This window comes from Tessaracoccus lapidicaptus (assembly GCF_001693815.1).
Lineage (GTDB): Bacteria > Actinomycetota > Actinomycetes > Propionibacteriales > Propionibacteriaceae > Arachnia > Arachnia lapidicapta.
In genome coordinates this window covers 175,508-201,709 of sequence record NZ_MBQD01000020.1, presented here as the reverse complement: position 1 = coordinate 201,709, position 26,202 = coordinate 175,508, and the positions used below count along the sequence as shown (strand labels likewise).

General features: G+C 71.6%; 19 protein-coding genes. 10 read left to right on the top strand and 9 right to left on the bottom strand.

Features of this window, described 5'->3' with window-relative positions; all coding sequences use genetic code 11:
• Window positions 1-7: 7 nt before the first annotated feature.
• On the top strand, window positions 8-1,516 hold the full coding sequence (locus BCR15_RS14600; protein ID WP_068751326.1) for a peptidoglycan-binding protein: 1,509 nt from the start codon (window positions 8-10) through the stop codon (window positions 1,514-1,516).
• A gap of 192 nt (window positions 1,517-1,708) precedes the next feature.
• Here BCR15_RS14600 and BCR15_RS06235 read toward each other — a convergent pair whose 3' ends face one another.
• The 8 genes from BCR15_RS06235 to mnmA all read right to left on the bottom strand — a co-directional run bounded on the left by BCR15_RS06235 (window position 1,709) and on the right by mnmA (window position 8,143).
• Window positions 1,709-1,999: a putative quinol monooxygenase gene (locus BCR15_RS06235; RefSeq protein ID WP_068751325.1), complete on the bottom strand. Its 291-nt coding sequence runs from the start codon at window positions 1,997-1,999 to the stop codon at window positions 1,709-1,711.
• Window positions 2,000-2,008: 9 nt separating this feature from the next.
• Window positions 2,009-3,499: an Asp-tRNA(Asn)/Glu-tRNA(Gln) amidotransferase subunit GatB gene (gene gatB / locus BCR15_RS06230; RefSeq protein WP_068751324.1), complete on the bottom strand. Its 1,491-nt coding sequence runs from the start codon at window positions 3,497-3,499 to the stop codon at window positions 2,009-2,011.
• A complete protein-coding gene (gene gatA, locus BCR15_RS06225; protein ID WP_068751323.1) occupies window positions 3,496-4,998 on the bottom strand; it encodes an Asp-tRNA(Asn)/Glu-tRNA(Gln) amidotransferase subunit GatA in 1,503 nt (500 codons plus the stop codon). The genes gatB and gatA overlap by 4 nt, the downstream gene beginning before the upstream one ends.
• Window positions 4,999-5,000: 2 nt before the next feature.
• Complete coding sequence (gatC, locus tag BCR15_RS06220) at window positions 5,001-5,294, bottom strand: Asp-tRNA(Asn)/Glu-tRNA(Gln) amidotransferase subunit GatC (RefSeq protein ID WP_068751322.1); 294 nt, start codon at window positions 5,292-5,294, stop codon at window positions 5,001-5,003.
• A gap of 50 nt (window positions 5,295-5,344) precedes the next feature.
• A complete protein-coding gene (locus BCR15_RS06215; RefSeq protein ID WP_176715195.1) occupies window positions 5,345-5,746 on the bottom strand; it encodes a hypothetical protein in 402 nt (133 codons plus the stop codon).
• A gap of 149 nt (window positions 5,747-5,895) precedes the next feature.
• Entirely contained in the window at window positions 5,896-6,099 is a 204-nt protein-coding gene (locus BCR15_RS06210; RefSeq protein ID WP_068751320.1) for a hypothetical protein, read from the bottom strand.
• Window positions 6,100-6,119: 20 nt separating this feature from the next.
• Entirely contained in the window at window positions 6,120-7,010 is an 891-nt protein-coding gene (locus BCR15_RS06205; RefSeq protein WP_078919575.1) for a uroporphyrinogen decarboxylase/cobalamine-independent methonine synthase family protein, read from the bottom strand.
• Between the two features lie 59 nt (window positions 7,011-7,069).
• Entirely contained in the window at window positions 7,070-8,143 is a 1,074-nt protein-coding gene (mnmA, locus tag BCR15_RS06200) for a tRNA 2-thiouridine(34) synthase MnmA (RefSeq protein ID WP_068751319.1), read from the bottom strand.
• Between the two features lie 99 nt (window positions 8,144-8,242).
• Here mnmA and BCR15_RS06195 point away from each other — a divergent pair, with 99 nt between their 5' ends.
• Window positions 8,243-9,514, top strand: a complete 1,272-nt coding sequence (locus BCR15_RS06195) for a DUF222 domain-containing protein (RefSeq protein ID WP_068751318.1) — start codon at window positions 8,243-8,245, stop codon at window positions 9,512-9,514.
• An 87-nt stretch (window positions 9,515-9,601) separates the two neighbouring features.
• On the opposite strand, the gene BCR15_RS06190 is transcribed toward BCR15_RS06195, so the two are convergent.
• Window positions 9,602-10,720 (bottom strand): cysteine desulfurase family protein, encoded by a 1,119-nt coding sequence (locus BCR15_RS06190; RefSeq protein ID WP_228383411.1) that lies wholly within the window; start codon window positions 10,718-10,720, stop codon window positions 9,602-9,604.
• A gap of 213 nt (window positions 10,721-10,933) precedes the next feature.
• On the opposite strand from BCR15_RS06190, the gene glgX reads away from it, so the two are divergent.
• The 8 genes from glgX to treZ all read left to right on the top strand — a co-directional run bounded on the left by glgX (window position 10,934) and on the right by treZ (window position 26,201).
• On the top strand, window positions 10,934-13,084 hold the full coding sequence (gene glgX, locus BCR15_RS06185) for a glycogen debranching protein GlgX (RefSeq protein ID WP_068751317.1): 2,151 nt from the start codon (window positions 10,934-10,936) through the stop codon (window positions 13,082-13,084).
• 60 nt (window positions 13,085-13,144) lie between these two features.
• Window positions 13,145-15,124, top strand: a complete 1,980-nt coding sequence (locus BCR15_RS06180) for an alpha-1,4-glucan--maltose-1-phosphate maltosyltransferase (protein ID WP_078919576.1) — start codon at window positions 13,145-13,147, stop codon at window positions 15,122-15,124.
• Window positions 15,121-16,272: a phosphotransferase gene (locus tag BCR15_RS06175; protein ID WP_068751315.1), complete on the top strand. Its 1,152-nt coding sequence runs from the start codon at window positions 15,121-15,123 to the stop codon at window positions 16,270-16,272. Before BCR15_RS06180 ends, BCR15_RS06175 begins: the two co-directional genes overlap by 4 nt.
• A 102-nt stretch (window positions 16,273-16,374) precedes the next feature.
• Window positions 16,375-18,270, top strand: a complete 1,896-nt coding sequence (gene glgB / locus BCR15_RS06170) for a 1,4-alpha-glucan branching protein GlgB (RefSeq protein ID WP_068751314.1) — start codon at window positions 16,375-16,377, stop codon at window positions 18,268-18,270.
• A 49-nt stretch (window positions 18,271-18,319) separates the two neighbouring features.
• Window positions 18,320-19,093 (top strand): NUDIX hydrolase, encoded by a 774-nt coding sequence (locus BCR15_RS06165; RefSeq protein ID WP_068751313.1) that lies wholly within the window; start codon window positions 18,320-18,322, stop codon window positions 19,091-19,093.
• 23 nt (window positions 19,094-19,116) lie between these two features.
• Window positions 19,117-21,939, top strand: coding sequence for a cation-translocating P-type ATPase (locus BCR15_RS06160; RefSeq protein WP_197971677.1), 2,823 nt, complete (start codon window positions 19,117-19,119; stop codon window positions 21,937-21,939).
• Window positions 21,940-21,948: 9 nt separating this feature from the next.
• Window positions 21,949-24,483, top strand: a complete 2,535-nt coding sequence (treY, locus tag BCR15_RS06155) for a malto-oligosyltrehalose synthase (RefSeq protein WP_068751311.1) — start codon at window positions 21,949-21,951, stop codon at window positions 24,481-24,483.
• Window positions 24,480-26,201, top strand: coding sequence for a malto-oligosyltrehalose trehalohydrolase (gene treZ / locus BCR15_RS06150; RefSeq protein WP_068751310.1), 1,722 nt, complete (start codon window positions 24,480-24,482; stop codon window positions 26,199-26,201). The genes treY and treZ overlap by 4 nt, the downstream gene beginning before the upstream one ends.
• The last annotated feature ends 1 nt before the right edge of the window (window position 26,202 follow it).

Genomic DNA, 26,202 nt, shown 5'->3' with positions numbered 1-26,202 from the left:
CACTCCCATGACCGGTTACTCCCTCCACGTCGGACTCAACGTGGTCGACACCGCCAGCTACATCCCGGCGCCAGCGGTGCTCGCGGGCTGCGTGAACGACGCCAACGACATGGAGCGCCTGGCCTCCAACCAGGGCTTCCAGACGCGCACACTGCTCGATGACCAGGCCACCTCAACCGCCGTGCTCGGCGCGCTCGACGGCCTGGCCAGGTCAACCACCGCGGGCGACATCGCGTTCGTGTCCTTCTCCGGGCACGGCGGCCAGATGCGCGACTACACCGGAGAGGAGGACGACGCGCTCGACGAGACGTGGTGCCTCTATGACAGGCAGGTCCTCGACGACGAGCTGTACCTCAAGTGGTCGCAGTTCCCCGCCGGGGTGCGGATCGTGGTGCTGTCGGACTCCTGCCACTCCGGCACGGTGGCCCGCAGCATCCTGGCCATCGCCACGCGCGAGGCGCTGCTGCGCAACCCGCTGGGCGAGGAGTACTGGCCCGAGGACGTGCAGGTCCCCCACCTCCGGCCCCGCATGATGGCGCCGAGCGTCGCCGCCGCGGACGCGGCCCGGCGGCGGGAGGTGTACGCCGTCGCGAAGGCGGTCGCGGGGACCACCCGCAGCACCGACATCGCGGCCGAACTGATCCTCATCTCGGGCTGCCAGGACAACCAGCTCTCCAGCGACGGCGACGTCAACGGGCTGTTCACCGAGACGTTGCTGCGGGCGTGGGGCAACGGGTCGTTCTCGGGCGATTACCGCGCGTTCCACTCCGCGATCGTCAGGCGCATGCCGATGGACCAGGTGCCGAACTTCTACACCGTCGGCACGGTGTCGGCGTCGTTCCAGGCGCAGCGGCCGTTCACGGTCACGGCGCCCGCAGCGTCGGTGCCCGCGAACCCGGGCGGCTGGGGTCAGGGCACGGGCTCGACCGGCTCGCCGCGTCGGACGCTCCGCCAGGGCGACAGCGGCGAGGATGTGCGCTACCTGCAGCAGAGGCTGGTCGACGACGGGGCGTGGCTCAGCGTCGACGGCAAGTTCGGCCCCGCCACCGCCAACGCGGTGCGGGCGTTCCAGGGCAAGAACGGGCTGGTGGCCGACGGCGTCGTGGGTCCGCAGACCTGGGCGGCGCTGGAGGGCGGATCCGGCGGACAGACGGGTGGCCAGACCGGCGGGCAGACCGGCGGGCAGACCGGCGGGCAGACCGGTGGCCAGACGGGCGGGCAGACCGGTGGCCAGACGGGCGGCTGGAACGGCGGGTGGGAGCAGCCGGGCACCGGCGGCCAGTCCGGCGGTGGGTCGTCGGTCCCGCCGCAGCAGTCGCGGCCGACGTTGCGTCGCGGGGCAAGCGGCGAGCACGTGCGCTACCTGCAGGAGCGGTTGATGGCGTTCGGCTACTGGCTGACCGCGGACGGTCAGTTCGGCCCGGCGACGGAGTCGAACGTGCGCAGCTTCCAGCGCAGCCAGGGCTTGACGGCCGACGGCGTGGTGGGCCCGCAGACCTGGGCCTCCCTCGGCTGACGATTCGATCCTTGAGGAGGCCCAGCGCCCACCGCTCCCTGAGGAGGCCGAGCCGCCCCCCGCTCCCTGAGGAGGCCCCAGCCGCGAAGCGGCCGGGCCGTCTCGAAGGGTCGTAACTGTCAGAGGCCCCCACCGCTCCCTGAGGAGGCCCCAGCCGCGGAGCGGCCGGGCTGTCTCGAAGGGTCGTAACTGTCAGGGAGCAACCTGGCGGTACACCCTCTTCGACCGCGGCTCGACCTGCACGCGGTTGGCGACCTCCGCCCAGGCCTTGTAGTGGTCAGTCGTCTTGTGCGACGCCAGGTCGTCCTCGGACCGGTACGCCTCGACGAGCACGAAGCGCGTCAGGTCGTCGGCGTCCTGCAGGACCTCGAAGCGCAGGCAGCCGGGCTCCTCCAGCGACGCCCGGCTGTTCGCGGCGCACACCGCCGCGAACTCCTCCTCGGTCCCGGCCGCGACTGTCACGGTGGCATGGAACAGGTACATCGCCCCTCCTCAGGTGAGTTTCGCGAGGATCATCTCGCGGACCTTGCCGGCGTCGGCCTGGCCCTTCATGGCTTTCATGACCTGCCCGATGAGGGCGCCGGCGGCCGCGACCTTGCCGTCGCGGATCTTCGCCGCGACGTCCGGGTTCGCCGCGATGACCTCGTCGACGGCGACGGTGAGCGCGCCTTCGTCGGACACCACGGCCAGGCCGCGGGCCGCGACGACGGCGGCGGGCTCGCCCTCGCCCGCGAGCACGCCCTCGATGACCTGGCGGGCGAGCTTGTCGTTGACCTTGCCGGCGTCGACCAGCCCCTGCACGGCCGCGACCTGCGCGGGCGTGATGGGCAGCTCGTCGAGCTCGACGCCGGCCTCGTTGGCGCGCCGCGCCAGTTCGGTGACCCACCACTTGCGGGCGGCGGCGGGGGTGGCGCCGGCGGCCACCGTCGCCTCGACGAGCCCGAGGGCCCCGGAGGAGACGATGCTGCCGAAGTCGATGTCGCTGAAGCCCCAGTCGGTCTGCAGGCGACGGCGGTGCTCGGCCGGCGGCTCGGGCAGCGTGGCGCGCAGCTCCTCGACCCACTCCCGGGACGGGGCGATGGGCATGAGGTCCGGCTCGGCGAAGTAGCGGTAGTCCTCCGCCTCCTCCTTGGAGCGGCCTGGCGACGTGGTGCCGTCGGACTCGTGGAAGTGCCGGGTCTCCTGCTTGACGCGGGCGCCGCCGTCGAGGATGGCCGCCTGGCGGGTCATCTCGTAGCGGATGGCCCGCTCGACGGAGCGCAGCGAGTTGACGTTCTTGGTCTCGGTGCGGGTGCCGAGGACGTCGGAGCCGATGGGCATGAGGGAGACGTTGGCGTCGCAGCGCAGCGACCCCTGCTCCATCCGCACGTCGGACACGCCGAGGGCACGCAGGAGGTCGCGGAGGTGGGCGACGTAGGCGCGCGCCACCTCCGGGGCCTTCGCCCCGGCGCCGCGGACGGGGCGGGTGACGATCTCGATGAGCGGCACGCCGGCGCGGTTGTAGTCGATGAGCGAGTAGTCGGCGCCGTGGATGCGGCCGGTGGCGCCGCCCATGTGGAGGGCCTTGCCGGCGTCCTCCTCCATGTGGGCGCGTTCGATCTCGACGCGGTAGGTCTCGCCGTCGACCTCGACGTCGACCCAGCCGTCGAAGGCGATGGGCTCGTCGTACTGCGAGGTCTGGAAGTTCTTGGTCATGTCCGGGTAGAAGTAGTTCTTCCGGGCCATGCGGCACCACTGCGCGATCCGGCAGTTGAGCGCCAGCCCGATGCGGATGGCGGACTCGACGGCCTTGCCGTTGATGACCGGCAGCGAGCCGGGCAGCCCGAGGCACACCGGGCAGACTTGCGTGTTGGGGTCCCCGCCGAACGTGGTGGGGCAGCCGCAGAACATCTTGGAGTTGGTGTTGAGCTCGACGTGCACCTCGAGGCCGAGGACGGGCTCGTAGCGGGTGAGGAGGTCGTCGTAGGGAATCGTCTCGGTCATCGGGCGATCTCCTTGTCAGCGAGGCGGGCGAGCAGCGGGCCGCCCCAGCGCTCATCGAGGGCGCGTTCGACGACGCCGCCCACGCGGTAGAGGCGGGCGTCCTCCATGGGCGGAGCCATGACCTGCAGGCCGACGGGGAGGCCGTCGCTGCTGAGGCCGGCGGGGAACGAGGCGGACGCGTTGCCGGCCATGTTCGACGGGATGGTGCACAGATCCGCCATGTACATGGCCATCGGGTCGGCGGTGCGTTCCCCGATCCGGAACGCGACGGTGGGCGTCGTCGGGGAGACCAGCACGTCGCAGGACTCGAAGGCGCGGTCGAAGTCGGCCTGGATGAGGCTGCGGACCTTCTGGGCCGAGCCGTAGTAGGCGTCGTAGTAGCCGGCCGACAGCGCGTAGGTGCCGATGATGATGCGACGCTTGGCCTCCTTGCCGAAGCCTTCGTCGCGGGTGAGGTTCATCACCTCTTCGGCGGAGCGGACGCCGTCGTCGCCGGCGCGCAGGCCGTAGCGCATGCCGTCGAAGCGGGCGAGGTTGCTCGACAGCTCGGCGGGCTGGATGAGGTAGTAGGCGGGCAGCGCGTACCGGAAGGCGGGGCAGGACACCTCGACGACCTCGGCGCCGGCGGCGCGCAGCAGGTCGACGGCCTCGGTGAAGCGGGCCAGCACGTCGGGCTCGTAGCCCTCGCCACCCAGCTCGGTGACGACGCCGACGCGGAGGCCGGCGAGGTCCTGGGCGGTCGCGGCGGCGGCGAGGTCGGCGACGGGGCGGTTGATGGACGCCGAGTCGTGGCCGTCGTAGCCGCCGATGACCTGCTGCAGGAGGGCCGCGTCGAGGGCGGTGCGGGCGCAGGGGCCGGGCTGGTCGAGGCTGGAGGCCATGGCGACCAGGCCGTAGCGGGACACTCCCCCGTAGGTGGGCTTGACGCCGACGGTGCCGGTGACGGAGCCGGGCTGGCGGATGGAGCCGCCGGTGTCGGAGCCGACCGCCAGCGGGACCATGAACGACGCCACGGCCGCGGCGGAGCCGCCGCCCGAACCGCCGGGGATCCGGTCCGGGTCCCACGGGTTGCGGGTGGGGCCGAAGAAGGAGGTCTCCGTCGACGACCCCATGGCGAACTCGTCCATGTTGGTCTTGCCGACGATGACGAGGCCGGCGTCGCGGAGGCGGGCGACGACGGTGGCGTCGTACGGCGGGATCCAGCCGTCGAGCATCCGCGACCCGCACGTGGTGGGGTGGTCGGTGGTGCAGAAGTTGTCCTTGACCCCGACGGGGATGCCGGCCAGCGGGCCGAGCTGCTCGCCGGCGGCGCGGCGGGCGTCGATGCCACGGGCGGCCTCGAGGGCGGCCTCGGCGTCGACGGAGAGGAAGACGTTGAGGGTCGGGTTGAGTTCCTCGATGCGGGCGAGGCAGGCGCGGGTGAGGTCCTCGGAGGTGAGGGCGCCGTCGGCCATGAGGGCGGCCAGCTCGTGCGCGGGCTTGGTGAGCAGCGGGTCCATGGTCACTCCTCCCCCAGGATCTGTGGGACGCGGAAGCGGCCGTCTTCCTGGTCCGGGGCGCCGGAGAGGGCCTGGTCCTGGGTGAGGGACGGCGTGACGACGTCGTCGCGGAAGACGTTGGTCAGTGGGATCGCGTGGGTGGCCATCGGCACGTCCGGTCCGGCGACCTCGGAGACGCTGCGGACGGAGTCCAGGATGACGTTGAGCTCGGGTGCCAGGTCGTGGCACTCCTGCTCGGTGAGCCGGATGCGCGCCAGCGCGCCCAGGCGGGCCACGTCGTCGGCGGTGATACCCACGGGTGTGCTCCTCGGTGTCGGCGGTCGCCGCGGCCGCGGCGCGCCCCATCTTAGGGCCCTGTCAGCTGCCCGGTCGTGGCGTGGGTGTCGCTGATCAGCTGGAGCATGCGGGTGCGCTGGTCGGTGTAGCGCAGTTCGGTGGCCTCGGTGAGGCGGGTGGTGTCGCCGTCGCCCAGTGTCGCGGCGAACTTCTGCTGGCCGTGGCGGCCCTTGAGCGCGACGGTGCCGTCCTTGAGGCGGCGGGCCCTGAGCTTGAGCTCGCCGCGGGAGATCGCGGCGTCGGGGCCGGCGACGATGAACTCGTCGACGATCCGGCCCTCATGCAGCACGGCGATGGAGCCGTCGAGGCGGGGGCGGCGCTTCCTCGCGGCGCTCCAGTCCGCCACCGCGACGCTCACCGTCACGCTCCCACCTGGGACCGAGTCGACCAGCACGGTCGTCGCGACCCTCACCTCGCGATGGGCACCCCAGCTCACGGCTCTCGGAATAGACCCGAACATCACCGTGGCATCGCAGGCCCTCGACCTCGCGCCTCGTGACCAGAAGCAGCCCGCTGGTGATGATCTCCCCGTTCGCGGCAATCCTCCTCGGCTGGTGATTCTCACGCGCCGGTGAGGATGAGATAGAACATGCGCCCCAGGAAGAACAGCCCTACAGCAACGCCCACCGCGGCGACTGGGATCAGTATCCGCTGAGCCTTCTTCCACCGCGTGCTCGGCACCCCGACAGGACCCCACGGCCCGCGGCCCACCTGAGCGCGCACAGGCGCATGGCCGTTGAGGTCCAGGTTCGAGAAGATCCGCACCCCATCAGCTTAGGCGAGGATCAGCCGCGGGCCAGCGCCTCTTCCACCAGCTCCGCGGCCTTGCCCAACGACTGCAGCTGCGGCACGACGTCCTCCCGCCGCCAGCCGGACATGCCGCAGGCAGTGCCGAGGAGGACACCGTCGAGGTCATCGACCTGGAGTTGTCGCAGGATTCCCAGCGCAGTGCGCACCAACTCGTCCGTGTTCTGGGGTCCGCGGCTCGTGTCCACCACGCCGAGGATGAGGCCCCGCTTCTCGTCGCGCCACTCGGCCAGTTCGTCGAGGTCCACCAGTGAAGCGTCGACCGAGACCCCGGTGAACCCCGCACGGCGGGCGACGTCGAGCCACCGCCCCGGGGCGCAGCAGTGGAGCCATGCACCGTCGGCCATCGGACGCAGCGCCGCGACGAGTTCCGACGAGTCGACCCGCCTGTGCCGGCTGAACCCACTCGCCGTCGGGATCCGGCCCTCCGCCACTGCAATCAGGGACGGCTCATCCACCTGAAGCCACACCTCGCGACCTGGCAGCCGTCTCGTGAGGTCATCCTTCAGCCGCGTAACGCCGTCGTGCAGCGCCTCGGCCAGCTCCCGGCGCGCACCGTGGTCGGCCAGCAGCCGGTCCCCCATCGTCCGCTCGACTGCCGCGGCCAGCGTCCACGGCCCCGCGACCGCGACCTTGACCACGCCCGCGAACCCCTGCAGCAGTTCCTCGGCGTCGTCGAGATCGTTGCGCCACTGTGCCTTCGCCCGACGGTGCTCGGCGCCCGCGTGGGGCACCAGCCGCCAGCCGGCCGGCTGGAGGTCGAACCCCAGCCCTTCCACGAGTCCCAGAGCGCGACCCACCATGCCTGAGGTGACCCCACGGGCGGGAAGCTCCGGGAACGGCAAGACGTCCGGCAGTGCCTCGGCCATCGCGGTCAAGGCTCCACGGAAGTCCGTCCCGGGCAACGAACCGGCTGCGGTGATGCGCATCATCGGGCCCCGGCAATCACAGCACTGCCCACCAAGCGGTCCCCGTCGTAGACGACCACCGTCTGTCCCGGAGCGACTCCGTGCGCCGGCTCGTCCAGGCTGACCCGCAGCCCACCATCGACGGCCTCGATGGTGGCGTACTGCGGCGTCCCGTGTGCCCGGTACTGGGCCTGGCCGCGCCACGGACCCTCGACCGACGATCCCGTCCACGTGGTCCGAATGCCGGTGAGTTCCGTGACGGCGAGGTCGTCGCGGGACCCCACGACCACCGTCCGGCTCGCCGGCTCGATCCGCAGCACGTACCGCGGTTCACCGGTCGGCGCGGGCACCCGCAGGTCGAGGCCCTTGCGCTGCCCCACCGTGTACCGGTGCGTGCCGCGATGCTCGCCGAGGACCTCTCCTGAGTCGTCGACGATGGGCCCGGGGGCGTCGTCGAGGTGGCGGGCCAGGAATCCCTGTGTGTCACCGTCGGCGATGAAGCAGATGTCGTGACTGTCGGGCTTCTTCGCCACACCGAAGCCCAGCGCCTGCGCCTCGGCGCGGACCACCGGCTTCTCGACGTCGAACAGCGGGAACACGCAGCGACGCAGCTGGTCCTGCGTCAGCATCCCCAGGACGTACGACTGGTCCTTCGCCGCGTCGGCCGCCCGGTGCAGCGTCACCGACCCATCGCCGTGACGCCGTAGGTCGGCGTAGTGGCCCGTCGCGACCGCGTCGAAGCCGAGCGCCAGCCCGCGGTCCAGGACAGCCGCGAACTTGATCTTCTCGTTGCAGCGCAGACAGGGATTGGGCGTGCGGCCGGCGCGGTACTCGGCGATGAAATCGTCGACGACCGCCTCGCGGAACTCCTCGGCGAAATCCCACACGTAGAAGGGGATGTCGAGTTTGTCAGCGACACGCCGGGCGTCGTGGGAGTCCTCCAACGAACAGCAGCCGCGGGCGCCGGAGCGGTAGGAGGCGGGGTTCTTCGACAGTGCAAGGTGCACCCCGGTCACGTCGTGGCCGTCGGCGACGAGGCGCGCGGCGGCGACGGCGGAATCCACCCCGCCCGACATGGCGACCAAGACGCGCATTCTTTCCTCCTGCTTGCGACGTCCCACTCTAGACGCAGCCGTCACAAGAGCTCCGATCACACTCCGAAATTGTCAGTGCGGGCGATTAGTGTGGCGTCCATGGATCACTCCCCGCCCGAGCCCACCACCTTGGCAGCGCTGGACCACGCCCACCGGCACCTGGTCGCGGCCGAGACCGCCGAGATCATCGCCCTGGCCCACCTCATCGACACCTACCACGTCGACATGAACGACATCGCCGTCGGCCTCGAGGACACCATGACTCCAGGAGCCGACGGGACCCCCGCGGTCGCCGAGTTCCTCGCGCTGGAGATCGCCCCGCTGCTGGGGGTCTCCCCCGGCGCGGCGGTGGGCCGCCTCGGTGACGTCCTCAACGTTCGCCACCGCCTCCCCACCCTGTGGGCTGCGGTCCTGGCCGGCCGCATCCGGTGGTGGCAGGCCGTCGACGTCGCCCGCCGTTCCGTCCATCTCAGCGCCGAGGCAGCGCTCACGCTCGATCGACGGCTCGCCCACGCGATGGCGCTGATGCCCTGGCAGCGGACGCTTCGGCTGCTGCCCGGATGGATCATCGCCGCGGATCCCGCCAACGCCATAGCGCGCGAGGCCTCGGCCCGCACAAGTCGCCACGTCACGCTGGGTGAGATCGAGGACGGCCATGTCGACATGTGGGGCCGGCTCACCCCCGATGATGCCGCTGCTTTCGACCATGCGCTCTCCAGCATCGCCCGGAACCTGCCCGCCACGGCGGACGTCGATCAGCGGACCGGCTGGAACCAACGCCGCGCCGCCGCCGTCGGCATCCTCGCCCGCGGCGCATTCGGCCAAGAGTCTCTGCCGTCTCACCAGCTCGTCGTCCACATCACCGCAGACTCTGTGCCGGGCGTGGAGGCGGCGCAGGAGACCTACCTGGCCGACGGCACCGCCACCGGCACCGCCCGCGTGGAGGGATGGGGCGCGATGCACATCAGCGGCCTCCGCGAGCTGCTGGCCGACTCCCGCGTCACCGTGCGCCCGGTCTTGGACGCGAACGAGATCCAGCCCGTCGACCAGCACGATCCGCCGGACCTCATGCGGCTGGCGCTCACGCTCCGCAACCCCGTCGACGTGTTCCCGTACGGCTCACGCGTCGCCCGCGCCTGCGACCTCGACCACACCGTGCCCTACCGCACGGATCGAGGGCCGGGGCAGACGTCGATGGAGAACCTCGGCCCCACCGCCCGCTACCCCCACCGGGCGCGGACGCACGGCGGATGGCACGTCTGCCAGCCGCAGCCAGGGACCTACCACTGGCGCTCCCCCGCCGGCTACGAGTACCTCGTCACCGCGTTGGGCACCATCAGGCTCACCGCCCCGCCCGAGTTGGCCGCCTGAGCCACACGCCGCCTGACCCCTCCTCACCGTTGACCCCGCCGGGCGCCGCCCGCGGGGCCGGCAGCATGCCCGCCGGTCGCCTGGAGCTCAGAAGGCGGTACGGGCCACCGCCAGCGACTCCCGCAGCGCGGCCGCCAGCGCGTCGATGTCCGCCACGGTCGTCGTCCAGCCCAGCGAGAACCGCAGCGACTGCACCGCCTCAGCCTCTGACCGCCGCATCGCCAGCAGCACCTCGCTCGGCTGATGCACCCCCGCCCGGCACGCGCTCCCAACCGAGGCATGCACACCCCGCTGATCGAGCAAGAACAGCAGGTCGTCCGCGCGGACGCCGTCGAACGTCACGTTGACGATGTGCGGCGCGCCGCCGGGCAGGCTGTTGAGCCGTGCCCCCAGCGACACCGCCAACCCCGAGATCCGATCGCGGAGCCCTCGCAACCGCGTCGACTCCGCCTCCAACTCCCCCACCGCGAGCGACGCGGCCCGCGCGAAGGCCGAAGCCAGCGCCACCGGCTGCGTCCCCGACCTCACCTCGCGCTCCTGGCCACCGCCGAGGCCGATCGGCCGCGGCGACACCTCCCGACGCGCCAGCAGCGCCCCGATCCCCACCGGCCCCCCGACCTTGTGGGCCGACAACGACACCAGGTCGACCCCGTCGGCGCGGAAGTCGAGCGGCACGTGCCCCAGGGCCTGCACGGCATCGCTGTGCAGCCACGCCCCCGCCCCGGCGGCGATTTCCAGCACGGCGCCCACCGGCTGCACCGCGCCCGTCTCGTTGTTGACGGCCACGACGGAGACCACCGCCACGTCGCCGTCGATCATCGCCCGCGCTGCCTCAAGGTCCACTAGGCCGTCACGGTCCACCGGCAGGACCTCCGCGCCGCGCTTCACGGCACCGCCTACGGCGGGATGCTCGACGGCGGAGACCAGACACCGCGACCGTCCCCGCGCCCGACCGGCCTCCCATCCCCCCAGCACGGCGATGCTGTCGGCCTCCGAGCCGCCGGACGTGAAGATCACCTCGGCCGGGTCCGCCCCGACGGCGGCCGCCAGCTCCTCGCGCGCCTCCTCCAACACCCGTCGCGCGCGCTGCCCGGAGCGGTGCAGTGAGGACGCGTTGCCGACGACGCCGGCGGCCGCGACGAACGCCTCCAACGACTCGGGCCGCATGGGAGTGGTCGCGGCGTGATCGAGATAGACGGACTGCACGAGGGCCACCTCGGGTGCGACGGAACAATGGATCGGCAGGCGTCATGCTACCCGGGGTATGGCCCGACCAGCGCCGATACCCGGGGCGATCCGTTCCCGGCACAGGGCAGGCGCCCGCACCCACGACGCGCCGACTGTGGCTTTTGCACGAGTTACTGGCAGAATGAACCGCCCCAGCCCAACGATTCATCACTGAATCCACGAAAGCCGACTATGACTGCACCGACGATCCCTGATACGAGCGTTCTCGGCGCCCGCATCACCGCCACCGGCGTCCGCTTCGGCCTGTGGGCCCCGCGCGCCGAGCGCGTCGAGCTCGCCCTCATCGACCCGCTGAACCGGCAGCACAACGTCGAGATGACGATGGACGAGGACGGGATCTGGACCGTCGAGGTGCCCGAGACGGGCCCCGAGCAACACTACGGCTTCCGCGTCCACGGCGAGTGGGACCCGTCGTCGGGCAGCCGGTTCAACCCGGCGCGGCTCCTGCTAGACCCGTACGCCAAGGCCATCAGCGGCGGCGTCGACTTCCGCGGCCCGATCCTCGACCACGTGCCGGGCGACCCGTTCACCAAGTCGAGCACCGACTCGTTCGGGGCCGTGCCGCTCAGCGTGGTGGTGGCGGACTCTCCCCCGCCCACCCCGATCGCCCGGCGCCGCCCGATGTCGGAGACGATCATCTACGAGACGCACCTGCGCGGCTACACGAAGCTGCACCCGCTGGTGCCGGAGCACCTGCGCGGCTCGTACCTGGGCATGGCGGACCCGGCCGTCATCGACTACCTGCTGCGCCTGGGCGTCACCGCGGTGGAGCTGCTCCCGGTCCACCACTTCGTGTCCGAGCCGTTCGTCGCCTTCAAGGGGCTGCGCAACTACTGGGGCTACAACTCGCTCGGCTTCTTCGCCCCGCACGCCTACTACGCCACACGCGGCACCGTCGGCAACCAGGTGGCCGACTTCAAGATCATGGTGTCGCGGCTCCACGAGGCCGGCATCGAGGTCATCCTCGACGTCGTCTACAACCACACCGGCGAGGGCGGCCACGAGGGCCCGACGCTGTCCATGCGCGGCATCGACCACCTGTCCTACTACCGCCTGACCAACGACAAGCGCGACGACTACGACGTCACCGGCTGCGGCAACTCCGTCAACACTGCCCACCCCATGGTGCTGCAGATGGTGCTCGACTCCATGCGCTACTGGGTCCAGGACATGGGCGTCGACGGCTTCCGCTTCGACCTGGCCACCACGCTCATCCGCGACGAGCACCACCACGTCGACCAGAACCACGCCTTCAAGTCCCTCGTGGCCGCCGACCCCGCGTTCGACGGCATCAAGATGATCGCCGAGCCGTGGGACATCGGCCCGTACGGCTACCAGGTCGGCGCCTGGGGCCCGGGTTGGCACGAGTGGAACGACCGCTTCCGCGACCACATCCGCGACTACTGGCGCGGCGCCGTCCACGGCGTCCAGGAGCTGGCCACGCGGCTGGCCGGCTCGCCCGACATCTTCGACGCCCCCGGCCGCTCGCCGCAGTCGAGCATCAACTTCATCACCGCCCACGACGGCTTCACGATGCGCGACCTCGTCAGCTACGACGTCAAACACAACCTCGACAACGGTGAGGCCAACCGCGACGGCTCCGACAACAACCGCTCGTGGAACCACGGGTGGGAGGGCGACACCGAGGACCCCGAGCTCAACGCGCTGCGGCGTCGCCAGGTCCTCAACCTGATGGCCACCCAGATCCTCGCCGCCGGCACGCCCATGATCACGGCGGGCGACGAGTTCGGCCGCACCCAGAAGGGCAACAACAACGCGTACTGCCAGGACTCCCCGCTGTCGTGGGTGAACTGGGACGTGCCGCCGGAGTGGCAGCGGGTCCAGACCCGCATCGCCGACCTCATCGCGCTGCGGCAGACCCACGCGATCCTGCGCCCCACGGACTTCGCCTACCACGCCGAGGTCCTCACGGAGCACGGCGAGAACCTCCAGCGCGTCGACCTCACCTGGATGGACGGCCGCTTCGGGGAGATGAGCACCGACGCCTGGCACGACGGCGGCCGCCGACTCCTCGGCATGTACGTCTCCGACGAGCGCGAGGCGTTCCTCACCTGGTTCAACTCCGGCGCCGAGCCCGTCCCGCTGGTGCTGCCGACGCTGCCCTGGGGATTCGGCTACGAGATCGTCTGGCACAGCGCCGACGACGACGAACTGCCCGACGGCGTCCTCCCGGCCCTCGCCGAGATCCAGATGCCGGCCCGCGCCGTCGTGGTGATGCGCGTCGACGTCCCCACCAGCTCGAAGGAGCTGATGGCTCTGATGGCGGAGGCCGAGCCGTCGTCGATCGATCTGTTGTCCTGAGCTCCGCAGCGTTCGGCGCGGACGGCTAGGCTGGCGCCCGTGAGTGCGGAGATCCCAGCCATGAGCAAGCGCATCGTTCGAACCGAGGGCGGCCTCGGCCGGATCCCCGTGACGGGGGTGAGTCCCGTCATCGAATGCGGGGTCTACCCCGTCAAGGCGGTGGTCCACGAACGCATCCTCATCCAGGCCAACGTGTTCCGCGAGGGCCACGATTCCGTCAACGCCTCGGTCATCCTGACCTCGCCGGGCGGGACGCAGCGCCGCATCGACATGAAGCAGGTCGAGCCGCACGGCCTCGACATCTGGCAGGCGCACGTCCGCATGGCCGCCGAGGGCGACTGGACGTACCGCGTCGAGGGCTGGAGCGACCCGTGGGGCACCTGGCGCCACCACGCCGAGGCCAAGCTCCCCATCGGCCATGACGTCGATCTGGTGTGCATGGAGGGCCGCGACCTGCTGACCCGCTCCGCCCAGCAGGCGGAGCTCATGCGGGTCCCCGGCGCGGCGAGCCTGCTGCACGGGGCCGCGGAAACGCTGCGGGCCGACGGCGACGTCGACGAGATCCTCGAACTCATCACCTCGGCCCCCATCACCCGCGCCATGGCCCGCTTCGGGCCCCGCGAGCTGGTGTCGCCGACGCAGGAGTACCCGATCCGGGTCGAGCGGCGCCGCGCGCTGTACTCGTCGTGGTACGAGTTCTTCCCCCGCTCGCAGGGCGCCTGGCAGGACGAGCACGGCCAGTGGCACTCCGGCACGTTCCGCACGTCGTTCGAGCGGCTCGAGGCGGCCGCCGCCATGGGCTTCGACGTCGCCTACCTGCCCCCGATCCACCCGATCGGCCGCGCCTACCGCAAGGGGAAGAACAACTCCCTCGACGCCTCCGACGCGGACCCCGGCTCGCCGTGGGCGATCGGCTCGCCCGACGGCGGGCACGACGCGATCCACCCGGACCTGGGCGACTTCGACGACTTCGACGCGTTCGTCGCCAAGGCCCGCTCGCTCGGGCTGGAGGTGGCGCTGGACCTGGCCCTGCAGGCGTCGCCGGACCACCCGTGGGTGACCGAGCATCCCGAGTGGTTCACGACCCGCATGGACGGCAGCATCGCCTACGCCGAGAACCCGCCCAAGAAGTACCAGGACATCTACCCGCTGAACTTCGACAACGACCCGGCCGGGCTCTACCACGAGGTGCTGCGGATCGTCCGGTTCTGGATCGACCACGGCGTGACGATCTTCCGCGTCGACAACCCGCACACCAAGCCCGTCGAGTTCTGGGACTGGCTGCTGGAGCGCGTCCACGAGACCAACCCGGAGGTCATCTTCCTCGCCGAGGCGTTCACCAAGCCGCAGATGATGGCGGCGCTGGGCAAGGTGGGCTTCCAGCAGAGCTACACCTACTTCACGTGGCGCAACCTCAAGTGGGAACTGACCGAGTACTTGACCGAGCTGTCGCAGGAGATGGCGTCGTACTACCGGCCCAACTTCTTCGTCAACACGCCCGACATCAACCCCTTCTTCCTGCAGTCGGGCAACCCGGCGGCGTTCTCGATCCGCGCGATCCTCGCCGCGACGATGTCGCCGACCTGGGGCGTCTACTCGGGCTTCGAACTGTTCGAGCACCTGCCCGTCGCCGCCGGCAAGGAGGAGTACCTCGATTCCGAGAAGTACGAGTTCCGGCCCCGCGACTACAACGCCGAGCCCAACCTCAACCTGCTGCTGGGCAAACTCAACGAGATCCGCGAGGCGCACCCGGCGCTGCAGCAGCTCCGCGACATCCACTTCCACCACGCGCCCCACGACTCGGTCATCGTGTTCTCCAAGAACGACGGCGCCGACACGGTGCTCGTGGTGTGCTCGCTCGACCCGGACCACACCGTCGAGTCCGACATCATGCTCGACCTGGCCGCCCTCGGCCTGGGCGGCGACTCGGTCCGCGTGACCGACGAGCTGACCGGCGAGTCCTACGTGTGGGGGCAGCGCGCCTGGGTGCGGCTCTGGCCGAGCAAGCCCGCGCACGTCTTCCACGTCACGGCGCCATGAGCGCCGACCTGACCCGGCGGCTGTGGGACCTGGCCGTCGCGTCGCGCTGGTTCAGCGGGCGCAGCGGTCGGCCGGTCGACGTTGAGCTCGGTCCCTGGGCCGGTGAGGACCTGCGCCCCGCGGTCCTCGTCGTCGAGTTCGGCGACGGGCACCGCGAGCGGTTCCACGTCCCGTTGCTCTACCGCGACGGCGAGCCCGTCGACGCGTGCGACGACGGCGGCGTCCTGCTGCGGGCGCTGCACGATGGCGCCCCCGGCTTCGAGCGCTACCGCGACGTCCCCGCCGACCTGCCCGCGCGCCGGTACGCCGGGGAGCAGTCCAACACGTCGGTGTTCTTCGGCGACGAGCTCCTGGTCAAGGTCTTCCGCCGTCTGGAACCGGGCCGCTCCGTCGACGTCGAGTTGCATGAGGCCCTGGCCGGCAGCGGTGTCGTGGCGGAGCTCTACGGCGCGTGGGTGTGGGACGGCACGGACCTTGCGGTGTTCCTCGAGGCGCTGCACGACCCCACCGACGGCTACGTCCTGGCCTGCGACTTCGCCCGCGAGGGCCGCGACTTCACCGGCCACGCCCGCGCCCTGGGCGAGGCCCTGGCCACGGTGCATCACACGCTGGCCGAGCGGCTCCCCACCGCGACCATCGACGGCGCCGCTCTGGCCCGCGAGTCCCGCGAGCGGTTCGCCACCGTCGCTGCCGAGGTCCCGGAGGTCCGGCCGTTCGCCGACGCGGTCGACGCGGTGTTCGCCGAAATCGCCGACGACGAGTTGCCCGCCCAGCGGGTCCACGGCGACTGCCACCTCGGCCAGGTCCTCCTGTCGGAGGGCGGCTGGCGCTACGTCGACTTCGAGGGCGAGCCCTTGAAGTCCATGGAGGAGCGGCGCCGCCCGGACTCCCCGCTGCGCGACGTGGCCGGCATGCTGCGCTCGTTCGCCTACGCGCGCGCCGCCGGCGACGCGTCCGCCGACTGGCTGGCCGACTGCCGCGCCGCATTCCTGGCCGGCTACGGCCTCCCGACCGACGCTCAGGACCCGGTCCTGGCCGCGTACGAGACGGACAAGGCCGGCTACGAGGCCGTGTACGAGGCCCGGTTCCGGCCGGAGCTCCTGACCGTGCCACTGGCCCACTTGGCCTCGTTGGTCACGGAACGATAACCATCCCATCAAGCCCGGGAGCGTGTCGGCGCGCAGCCTCACACGGCCCCACCCGGGCGCGCTAGATTGACGAAACAGATAGTGACCCTAAGGAGTCGAGACATGGCACACGACCGCTTCGGTGGACTGACCGGATGGGACTTCGAGGGATTCCACGGCGGTGGCGACACCGAGCTGTGGAAGCGGCTCGGCAGCACCGTGGTGACGATCGACGACGACGAGCGCGGCCCGGTCACCGGCGTCCGCTTCGCCGTGTGGGCGCCCAACGCCAAGTCGGTGCATGTCATCGGCGACTTCAACTGGTGGACCGGCGACGCCATGGAACTCATCCCTGGCTCCGGCATCTGGGGCCTGTTCATCGAGGGCCTCGGCGAGGGCACGCTGTACAAGTACCGGATCGAGACCGGCGACGGCCAGTGGGTCGAGAAGGTCGACCCCATGGCCCGGTTCAGCGAACAGGCGCCGGCGAACGCGTCGATCGTCTACGAGTCGCGCTACCTGTGGTCCGACGACGAATGGATGGCCAAGCGCCGCACGTCGCAGGCGCACGCCGAGCCGATGAGCGTCTACGAGGTGCACCTCGGCGGCTGGCGCAAGGGCAAGAGCTACCTGGACCTCGCCGAGGAGCTGGTCAGCTACGTCAAGTGGCAGGGCTACACGCACGTCGAGTTCATGCCGCTGTCGGAACACCCGTTCGAGCCCAGCTGGGGTTACCAGGTGACCGGCTACTTCTCCCCCACGTCGCGCTTCGGCAAGCCCGACGACCTGCGCTACCTCATCGACCGCCTGCATCAGGCCGGCATCGGCGTGATCATGGACTGGGTGCCGGGACACTTCCCCAAGGACGAGTGGGCGCTGGGCCGCTTCGACGGCACCGCGCTCTACGAGCACGCCGACCCCCGCCAGGGTGAGCACCAGGACTGGGGCACCTACATCTTCAACTACGGCCGCAACGAGGTGAAGAGCTTCCTCGTGTCCAACGCGCTGTACTGGGCGCAGGAGTTCCACATCGACGGCCTGCGCGTGGACGCCGTCGCCTCCATGCTCTACCTCGACTACTCCCGTGAAGACGGGCAGTGGGTGCCCAACCAGTTCGGCGGCCGCGAGAACCTCGAGGCGATGGATTTCCTGCGCTACTGCAACCGCCACCTGTACGAGCGGGAGCCGGGCGTCGTGATGATCGCCGAGGAGTCGACCAGCTTCGCCGGCGTCACCAAGCCGGTGCACGAGGGCGGCCTGGGCTTCGGCTTCAAGTGGAACATGGGCTGGATGAACGACTCGCTGCGCTACCTGCAGCTGGATCCCGTGTACCGGCAGTACGAGCACAACCTGCTCACCTTCGCGATGGTCTACGCGTACTCGGAGAACTTCGTGCTGCCGATCAGCCACGACGAGGTCGTGCACGGCAAGGGCTCCATGATCAATAAGGTGCCGCAGGACGACTGGCGCAAGTTCGCCACGCTGCGCGCCTTCTACTCCTACATGTGGAGCTTCCCCGGCAAGCAGCTGATCTTCATGGGCTGCGAGTTCGGGCAGCGACCGGAGTTCAACGAGTCGGTGTCGCTGGAGTGGTGGGTCAGCGAGCTGTGGGGCCACGGCGGTCTGCAGCGCCTGTTCCGCGACCTCAACCACATCTACCGCGCCAACTCGCCGCTGTACGAGCTGGACAACTCGCCCGAGGGCTTCACCTGGATCAACGCCGACGACAACGGGCGCAACACCCTGTCGTGGGTGCGCCACGACGCGTCGGGCAACCACATCGCCTGCGTGACCAACTTCTCCCCGGACCCGCTGCGCGACTACGAGATCGGCCTGCCCGAGGCCGGGGCGTGGGAGGAGATCCTCAACACCGACGCCCCGATCTACGACGGCTCCGGCGAGTTCGGCAACCTCGGCGAGGTGACGGCCCACGAGGAGCCGTGGGGCCACTTCCCGGCGCGCGCCCGCGTCACGGTGCCGCCGCTGGGCTCGATCTGGCTGCGTCGCGCCGCGGAGTGATCCCGCCCCGGTGTCGCCCGGCGCGGCGCCGCCGGGTACGGTCGACGGCGTGAGCGACTTCAAGGTGTCCGTGGACATCGCCTCGGGGGTCGGCACCCTGCGCTGGGACGAGCAGGAGGTCGACGTCGAGACGCTGCAGCGCGCGCTGTCGCTGGCCTCCGACGACGCGATCCTCGCCCACGACCTGCGGCGCCTCCAGGTGGAGCTCCCCGAGTGGGACACCGCCGCACGCGTGGCGTTGCACCGCTGCGGGTTCCGCCTTGAGGGGCGCCTGCGCTCGGCCCTCGAGCCGGAGCCGGGCGTCTTCCGCGACATCCTCGTCTACTCGCGGCTGGCCGTGGACGCCGTGTACGGCCCCACCGGGTTCTCGGGCGTGCTGGACTCGATCCTGCCCACCAAGCGCACCATCGCGCACGCCCTGTTCCGCGACCAGGAGGGGCGTGTACTGCTGCTGGAGACCTCCTACAAGCAGGACTGGGAACTGCCCGGCGGCATCGTCGAGCCGGGCGAGCCCCCGCGGCACGGCGGGGCCCGCGAGACGCTCGAGGAGCTGGGCATCGCCGTCGAGTTCGGGCAGCCGCTGCTCATCGACTGGATGCCGCCCTATCTGGGTTGGTCCGACGCGGTCGAGTTCATCTTCGACGGCGGCGTGCTGCCGCCGGAGGTGGCGGCCGAGCTCGGCACCGACGACCGCGAGATCAAGGCCATCCACTGGATCGAGCCCGACGACGTGCCCCGGCACGTCACCGAGCTGTCGGCGCGTCGGATCGCGCTGATGCTCGACGGGTACCGCGGGCTGACCGAGAACGGCTACCCCGTCTGACCCTGCGGTCCACAATGGGAGACATGGCCGACGCGACGCGCGACGTCACCCTCCTTCCCCCCGCCGACGTCACCCTCGCCCTCGCCGTCGACCCGGCCGAGGGCCTGTCCCTGGCCGAGGTGGCCGCCCGCCGCGAGATCCACGGGCCCAACGAGCTGCGCGCGACGCCCCCCGACCCTGCCTGGCGGCGCTTCCTGCGCCAGTTCGCCGACCCGCTCATCTACCTCCTGCTGGCAGCCATCGTCATCTCGATCATCGCGTGGGCCGTCGACGGCGCCGTCGGACTCCCGGTCGACGCGACCGTCATCGCCCTGATCGTCGCGGCCAACGCCGTCATCGGCTACGTGCAGGAGAACCGCGCCGAGCGGGCCGTCGCGGCCCTCGCCGACCTCACCGCGACCCGCTCCACCGTCCTGCGGGACGGGCTGCTCACCACCGTCGCGTCCACCGACCTGGTGCCCGGGGACATCCTCGTCCTGGCCGAGGGCGACGCCGTCGGCGCCGACGCCCGCCTCCTCACCGCCACGGCGCTGCGCGTGCAGGAGGCGTCGCTGACCGGCGAGTCCGAGGCCGCTGAGAAGTCCCCGCAGCCGCTGGACGAGCCGGGCGCCCTCGGCGACCGAGCGAACATGGTGTTCAAGGGCACCGCCGTGGCGCGGGGCGTGGGCCGCGCCGTCGTCACCGCGACAGGCATGGACACCGAGATGGGGCGCATCGCCACCCTGCTCGACGAGACCGAGTCCGAGCCGACGCCCCTGCAGCGCGAGATCGCCCGCATCTCCACCACGCTCGGGCTGCTGGTGGTCGTCATCGCCGTCGTCGTCATGATCACCACCGCGCTCGTCAACAGCGTCCGCACGCTTGAGGGCGCCGTCGACGTCCTGCTCATGGGCGTCTCGCTGGCCGTGGCGGCCGTGCCCGAGGGGCTGCCCGCCATCCTCTCCCTCGTCCTGGCCATCGGCGTCCAGGCCATGGCCCGCCGCAACGCGGTGATGAAGGACCTGCACTCGGTGGAGACCCTGGGTTCGGTCTCCGTCATCTGCTCGGACAAGACCGGCACGCTCACGAAGAACGAGATGACCCTGCGCGAGATCGTCACCGCGTCGGGTCGGGTCGTCCTCGGCGGCACCGGATACACGCCCGTGGGCGAGGTCCGGGTCGACGGCGACGTCGAGGCCACGCTCGACGAGGCCCGCCGGGCCCTGGTCGCCGGCTCGGTCGCCAACGACGCGCAGCTGTCGCAGCAGGACGGATCGTGGGAGATCCAGGGCGACCCCACCGAGGCGGCCTTCCTCGTGGCGGCGCGCAAGCTCGACGGCGCGCACGAGCTCAGCAGCGGACACGACCGGGCGGCCGAGGTGCCGTTCAGCTCCGAGCGCCGGATGATGTCGGTGCTCAGCCGGCATCCCGCCCGGGGCCACTCGGTGTTCGCCAAGGGCGCCGCCGATGTGCTGCTCGAGCGCTGCGTGTCGGAACAGGTCGCCGACGGTGCGCGCCCCCTCACCCCCGGGAGGCGGCGCGAGCTGGCGGCCATGGTCGAGGAGTTGAGCGGCCAGGGTTACCGCACGCTCGGCGTCGCCTGGCGGCCCGCGACCGCGACCGAGGCCGGCACCTTCGACGAGCCCGCGGAGCGCGACCTCATCTTCGGGGGCCTCGTGGCGCTGCTCGACCCCCCGCGCGAGGAGGCCGCGGCCGCCATCCGCGAGGCCCAGCGGGCGGGGATCCGCACGGTCATGATCACGGGAGACCACCCCGTGACCGCGGCCCGCATCGCCGCCGACCTGGGGATCACGCGCCCCGGTGACACGGCCGTCATCACCGGCCGCGACCTCGCCGACGTCGACCCGGCGGAGCTCGCGGAGGCCGCCCGCACCGCGAACGTCTACGCGCGGGTGGCGCCGGAGCACAAGCTGCGGGTGGTCGACGCGCTGCAGGCCGACCGGCAGGTCGTCGCGATGACCGGCGACGGCGTCAACGACGCCCCTGCGCTGAAGTCGGCCGACATCGGGGTGGCGATGGGGATCACGGGCACGGAGGTGACCAAGGAGGCCGGGGCGATGATCCTCGGCGACGACAACTACGCCACGATCGTCGCCGCCGTCCGGCAGGGCCGGGTCATCTTCGACAACATCAAGAAGTTCATGCGCTACCTGCTGAGCTCCAACATGGGCGAGATCGCCACCGTGTTCCTGGGCGTGACCCTCGGCACCGTCATCGGGCTCGCCGACCCCGCCAACCCCGGCGCCGCGGTGGTGCCGCTGCTGGCCACCCAGATCCTGTGGATCAACCTCGTCACCGACTCCGGCCCGGCCCTGGCCATGGGCGTGGACCCGGAGATCGACGACGTCATGGCCCGGCCCCCGCGCCGCGCGGACGACCGCATCATCGACCGGCACATGTGGCAGCGCATCCTCGGCATCGGCGCCCTCATGGGTCTGCTCAGCCTGGTCGTGTACGACCTGACGCTCCCGGGCGGGCTGCTCGGTGGGCTGGACCGGGCCGCCCCCGCCGGGGCCGAGCTCGACACCGCCCGCACCACCGTGTTCACGGCACTCGTCCTCATGCAGCTCGCCAACGCCCTCAACAGCCGCTCCGACCGCGCCAGCGTGCTGGACCACCTGTTCACCAACCGCTGGCTGTGGGTGTCGCTGGCCGGCGCAGCCGCGCTGCAGGTCGCCGTCGTCTACGTCCCGGTGCTGCAGCACGCGTTCGGCACGGCGCCCCTGGCGTGGTCGCACTGGGCGGTGGCGATCGGCGCGGGCGTCGTCGTGATTCTCGTGGAGGAGGCGGTCAAGGCCGCCCGACGGGCCGGCGGACGGTCGACGCGTGCGGCCCGCCCCACCTAGTCTGGGGGTGTGCCGACGACTCCCAGTTCCACGTACCGCCTCCAGCTCAACGCCGCATTCACGTTCGACGACGCCGTGGCCCAGGTCCCCTACCTGGCCTCGCTCGGGGTGTCGCACCTGTTCTGCTCCCCCATCCTGCAGGCGGCCCCCGGCTCCATGCACGGCTACGACGTCGTCGACCATGCGGCCATCTCGGCGGAGTGCGGCGGGGAGGACGGCTTCCGCCGGCTGGCCGCCGCCGCCCGCGAGCACGGGCTGGGCCTGGTGGTCGACGTCGTGCCGAACCACATGGCGGTGCCGACGCCGCTGTGGCTCAACCGCGCCCTCTGGGACGTCCTGCGCGCCGGCCCGGAGTCCGAGTTCGCCGGCTGGTTCGACATCGACCTCAGCCGCTCCCGGGCCATCCTCATGCCGGTGCTGGGCCGCCGCATCGGCGACGAGCTGGCCGAGGGCTCCATCGTCGTCGAGGAGCGCGACATCGCGGGAACGCCGCAGCGCGTCGTCGCCTACCACGACCACGTGTTCCCGATCCGCCCCGGCACCGAGGACCTGCCGCTCGACGAGTTGCTGGACCAGCAGTGGTACCGCCTGGCGTACTGGAAGGTCGGCAACGACGAGCTCAACTACCGCCGCTTCTTCGACGTCGACACCCTCGCCGCGATCCGCGTCGAGGACCAGGACGTGTTCGACGCCAGCCACGCGCTGCTCATCCGCCTCTACGAGGAGGGGCTGATCGACGGGTTCCGGATCGACCACCCCGACGGCCTCGCCACGCCGCGCGGCTACCTGCAGAAGCTGCAGCGCGCCACCGGCGGCTGCTGGGTGGTGGTCGAGAAGATCCTCGAGCCGCACGAGACCCTGCCGGCCGGCTCCCGCTGCGCCGGCACCACCGGCTACGACGCGCTGCTGCGGGTGGCCGGCCTGTTCCACGACCCGGCGCAGCTGCCCCGCCTCGACGAGCTGTGGGAGCGCGTCGCGCCCGGCGAGGGCTGGTTCACCGCCTCCCTGCTGCGCGCGAAGGAGGAGGTCGTGCGCTCCATGCTGTTCGCGGAGGTCAACCGCCTGGTGTCCATCGCGGTGGCAATCTGCGACTCCGACGTCCGGCTCCGCGACCACACCCGGCGCCAGCTCGACCGCGCCATCCGCGCCCTGCTCATCCACATGGACCGCTACCGCGCCTATGTCGAGCCCGGCCTGCCGGCCCCCGACGCGGAGCGCCAGGTCATCGTCGACGCCGCGGACCGCGCCCGGGCCGACCTCGACGAGGACGAGCAGGCCACGCTGGACCTCATCGTCGCGCTCGCCTGCGGCGACACCGGCGTCGCGGGCACCGGCGGCGCGGATTCGCTGCCGCCCGTGGCCGCGCACCCCGTCACCACCGAACTCCCAGACGCGCAGCAGGACATCGCCGAACTGCGCGCCGAGTTCATGGTCCGCTTCGCCCAGACCTGCGGCCCCGTCATGGCCAAGTCGAAGGAGGACACCGCCTTCTACCGATGGTCCCGCTTCATCGGCGTGAACGAGGTCGGCAGCGAGCCGACGCTGGTCGGCGTCTCCGTCGACGACTTCCACAGCTTCGGCGAGCAGCTCACCACGGACTGGCCGGCGACTATGACCACGCTGTCGACCCACGACACCAAGCGTTCCGAGGACGTGCGCGCCCGGCTCGCCGCGCTGCTGGAGCACGCCAAGGACTGGGACGCCTGCGTCACTGAGCTGCGCGCGGCGACCGACGGCCAGCGCCACGCCGTCGACGGCCCCACCGAGCTGCTGCTGTGGCAGACGCTCGCCGCCACCTGGCGCCTGCCGGGGACGCTGGCCGGCGCCGCCCCCATCACCGCCGAGCGGCTCGACGCCTACCTCACCAAGGCCATGCGCGAGGCCAAACAGCACACGACCTGGACCGCGCCGGACCAGGCCTACGAGCAGGCGGTGCTGGACCTCGCGCACCTCGCGCTCACCGACGAGCGATGCGTCGCGGCGCTGGACGCCTTCACGGCCGTGACGCAGGAGTCCGTGCGCTGCGCGGTCCTGGGCGCCAAGCTGCTGCAGCTCACCATGCCGGGCGTGCCGGACGTGTATCAGGGCTGCGAGGTCGTCGACCTGTCGCTGGTGGACCCGGACAACCGGCGCCCGGTGGACTACGTGCATCGGGCCGACCTGCTCGCCGCCGTCGACGCGTCGCGCCAGCAGAGCCTGGACGCCGAGAAGCTGTTGGTCACCAGCCGCGCGCTACGGCTCCGCCGCGACCATCCCGACGCGTTCCGCGGCGAGACCGCCACGTACGCCCCCGTGCCGAGCACCAGTGGCCACGCGGTGGCCTTCGCGCGCGGCATCCGGGACGACGGCGTCACGGCCGTCGCGGTCGCCACCCGGCTCCCCACCACCCTGGCCGAGCGCGGCGGCTGGAGCGAGCACCAGGTGATCCTCCCGGAGGGCCGCTACACCGACGCGTTCACCGGACGTGAGGTGGAGGGCGGCGCCGTCGCGCTGGCCGACGTGCTGGGCGACCTCCCCGTGGCCCTCCTGGTGGCCGCCCGATGAGGCCCGCCGTCTGGGCCCCGTACGCCGCGTCCGTGGCGCTGGCCACCAGCGGCGCCGAGCACCCCATGCGGCCGCGGGGCGACGGCTGGTTCGAGGCCGAGGTGGACCTCGCCCCCGGCGCCCGCTACGCGTTCCGGCTCGACGGCGGCGACCCGCGGCCCGACCCCCGCTCGCTGGCGCAGCCCGACGGCGTCCACGCGCCCAGCGAGGTCGTCGACCCCGCGCTGCTGCGCCGGGACACCGGCTGGCGCGGCCGGGACCTGCGCGGGGCCGTGCTCTACGAGCTCCACATCGGCACGTTCACCGAGGAGGGCACCTTCGACGCGGCCGTCGCCCGCCTCGACCACCTCGTCGAGCTCGGCGTCGAGGCGATCGAGCTCATGCCCGTGGCGGCCTTCCCCGGCGAACGCGGCTGGGGCTACGACGGCGTGGCGCTCTACGCGGCCCATCCTGCCTACGGCGGGGTCGAGGGCCTGACCCGCCTGGTCGACGCCTGCCACGAGCGCGGCCTGGGCGTCGTCGTCGACGCCGTGCACAACCACCTCGGCCCTGAGGGCAACTACCTCGGCCAGTTCGGCCCGTACTTCACGTCGCGCCACTCCACCCCGTGGGGGGACGCGGTGAACCTCGACGGCCCCGACGCGCACGAGGTACGGGCGTTCCTGCTCGGGTCGGCGCGGCACTGGCTGGTCGACGTCGGCGCGGACGCTCTGCGCCTCGACGCGGTCCACGCGCTGCGCGACGACTCGGACCGGCACTTCCTGGCCGAGCTGGCGGACGATGTCGCGGCGTGGGCGGACGAGGTGGGTCGCCCCCTGACGCTCATCGCGGAGTCGGACCTCAACCAGCCGGCCATGGTGTCGCCCCTGGGCTCGGTGCCCGACGCCCGCGGGATGGCGGCGCAGTGGGCCGACGACGTTCACCACGCGCTGCACAGCTTCTTCTCTCGCGAGACGCAGGGCTACTACGTCGACTTCGGCACCGCCGAGGTCCTCGCCCACGCCCTCACCCGCGTCTTCGTCCACGACGGCGGGCCGTCCACCTTCCGGGGCACGAAGTGGGGCGCGCCGGTGGATCCCGCCAGCCCCCTCTACGACGGGCACTCGTTCGTCGTGTTCCTCCAGAACCACGACCAGGTCGGCAACCGCGCACTCGGCGACCGCTTCGACCGGCACGCCTCCCCCGACCTCCAGGCCGCGGCCGCCGCTCTGTACCTGCTGTCGCCCTATACGCCGATGCTGTTCCAGGGCGAGGAGTGGGCGGCCTCCAGCCCGTTCCCGTACTTCAGCGACCTCGGGCCCGACCTCGGCCCGCACGTCACGGCGGGGCGCGCCCGCGAGTTCGCGGCCATGGGGTGGAGCGACCCGACCCCTGATCCGCAGGATCGCGAGACCTGGCGCTCGGCCGTGCTGCAGTGGCAGGAGCTCGCCGAGCCCGCCCACGCGGAGATGCTCGCCTGGTACCGCCGGCTCATCGAGCTCCGCGGCGAACGGCCCGAGCTGCGGGACCCGGCGCTGGCGTCCGTCGACGTGCGGGTCGTCGACGCCGACACCGTGGTGATGACGCGGGGCGGCCGCGTGCGCGTCGCCGCGACGCGGGGTGACGGCGCGCAGGTCGACCTCAGTGAGGGCCGGATCCTCGCCGCGTGGGGCGATGTCGCCGACCTCGGGGGCGGCCGGTACCGGCTCGGCGGGCCCGGAGCTGTCGTCGTCGGTTGAT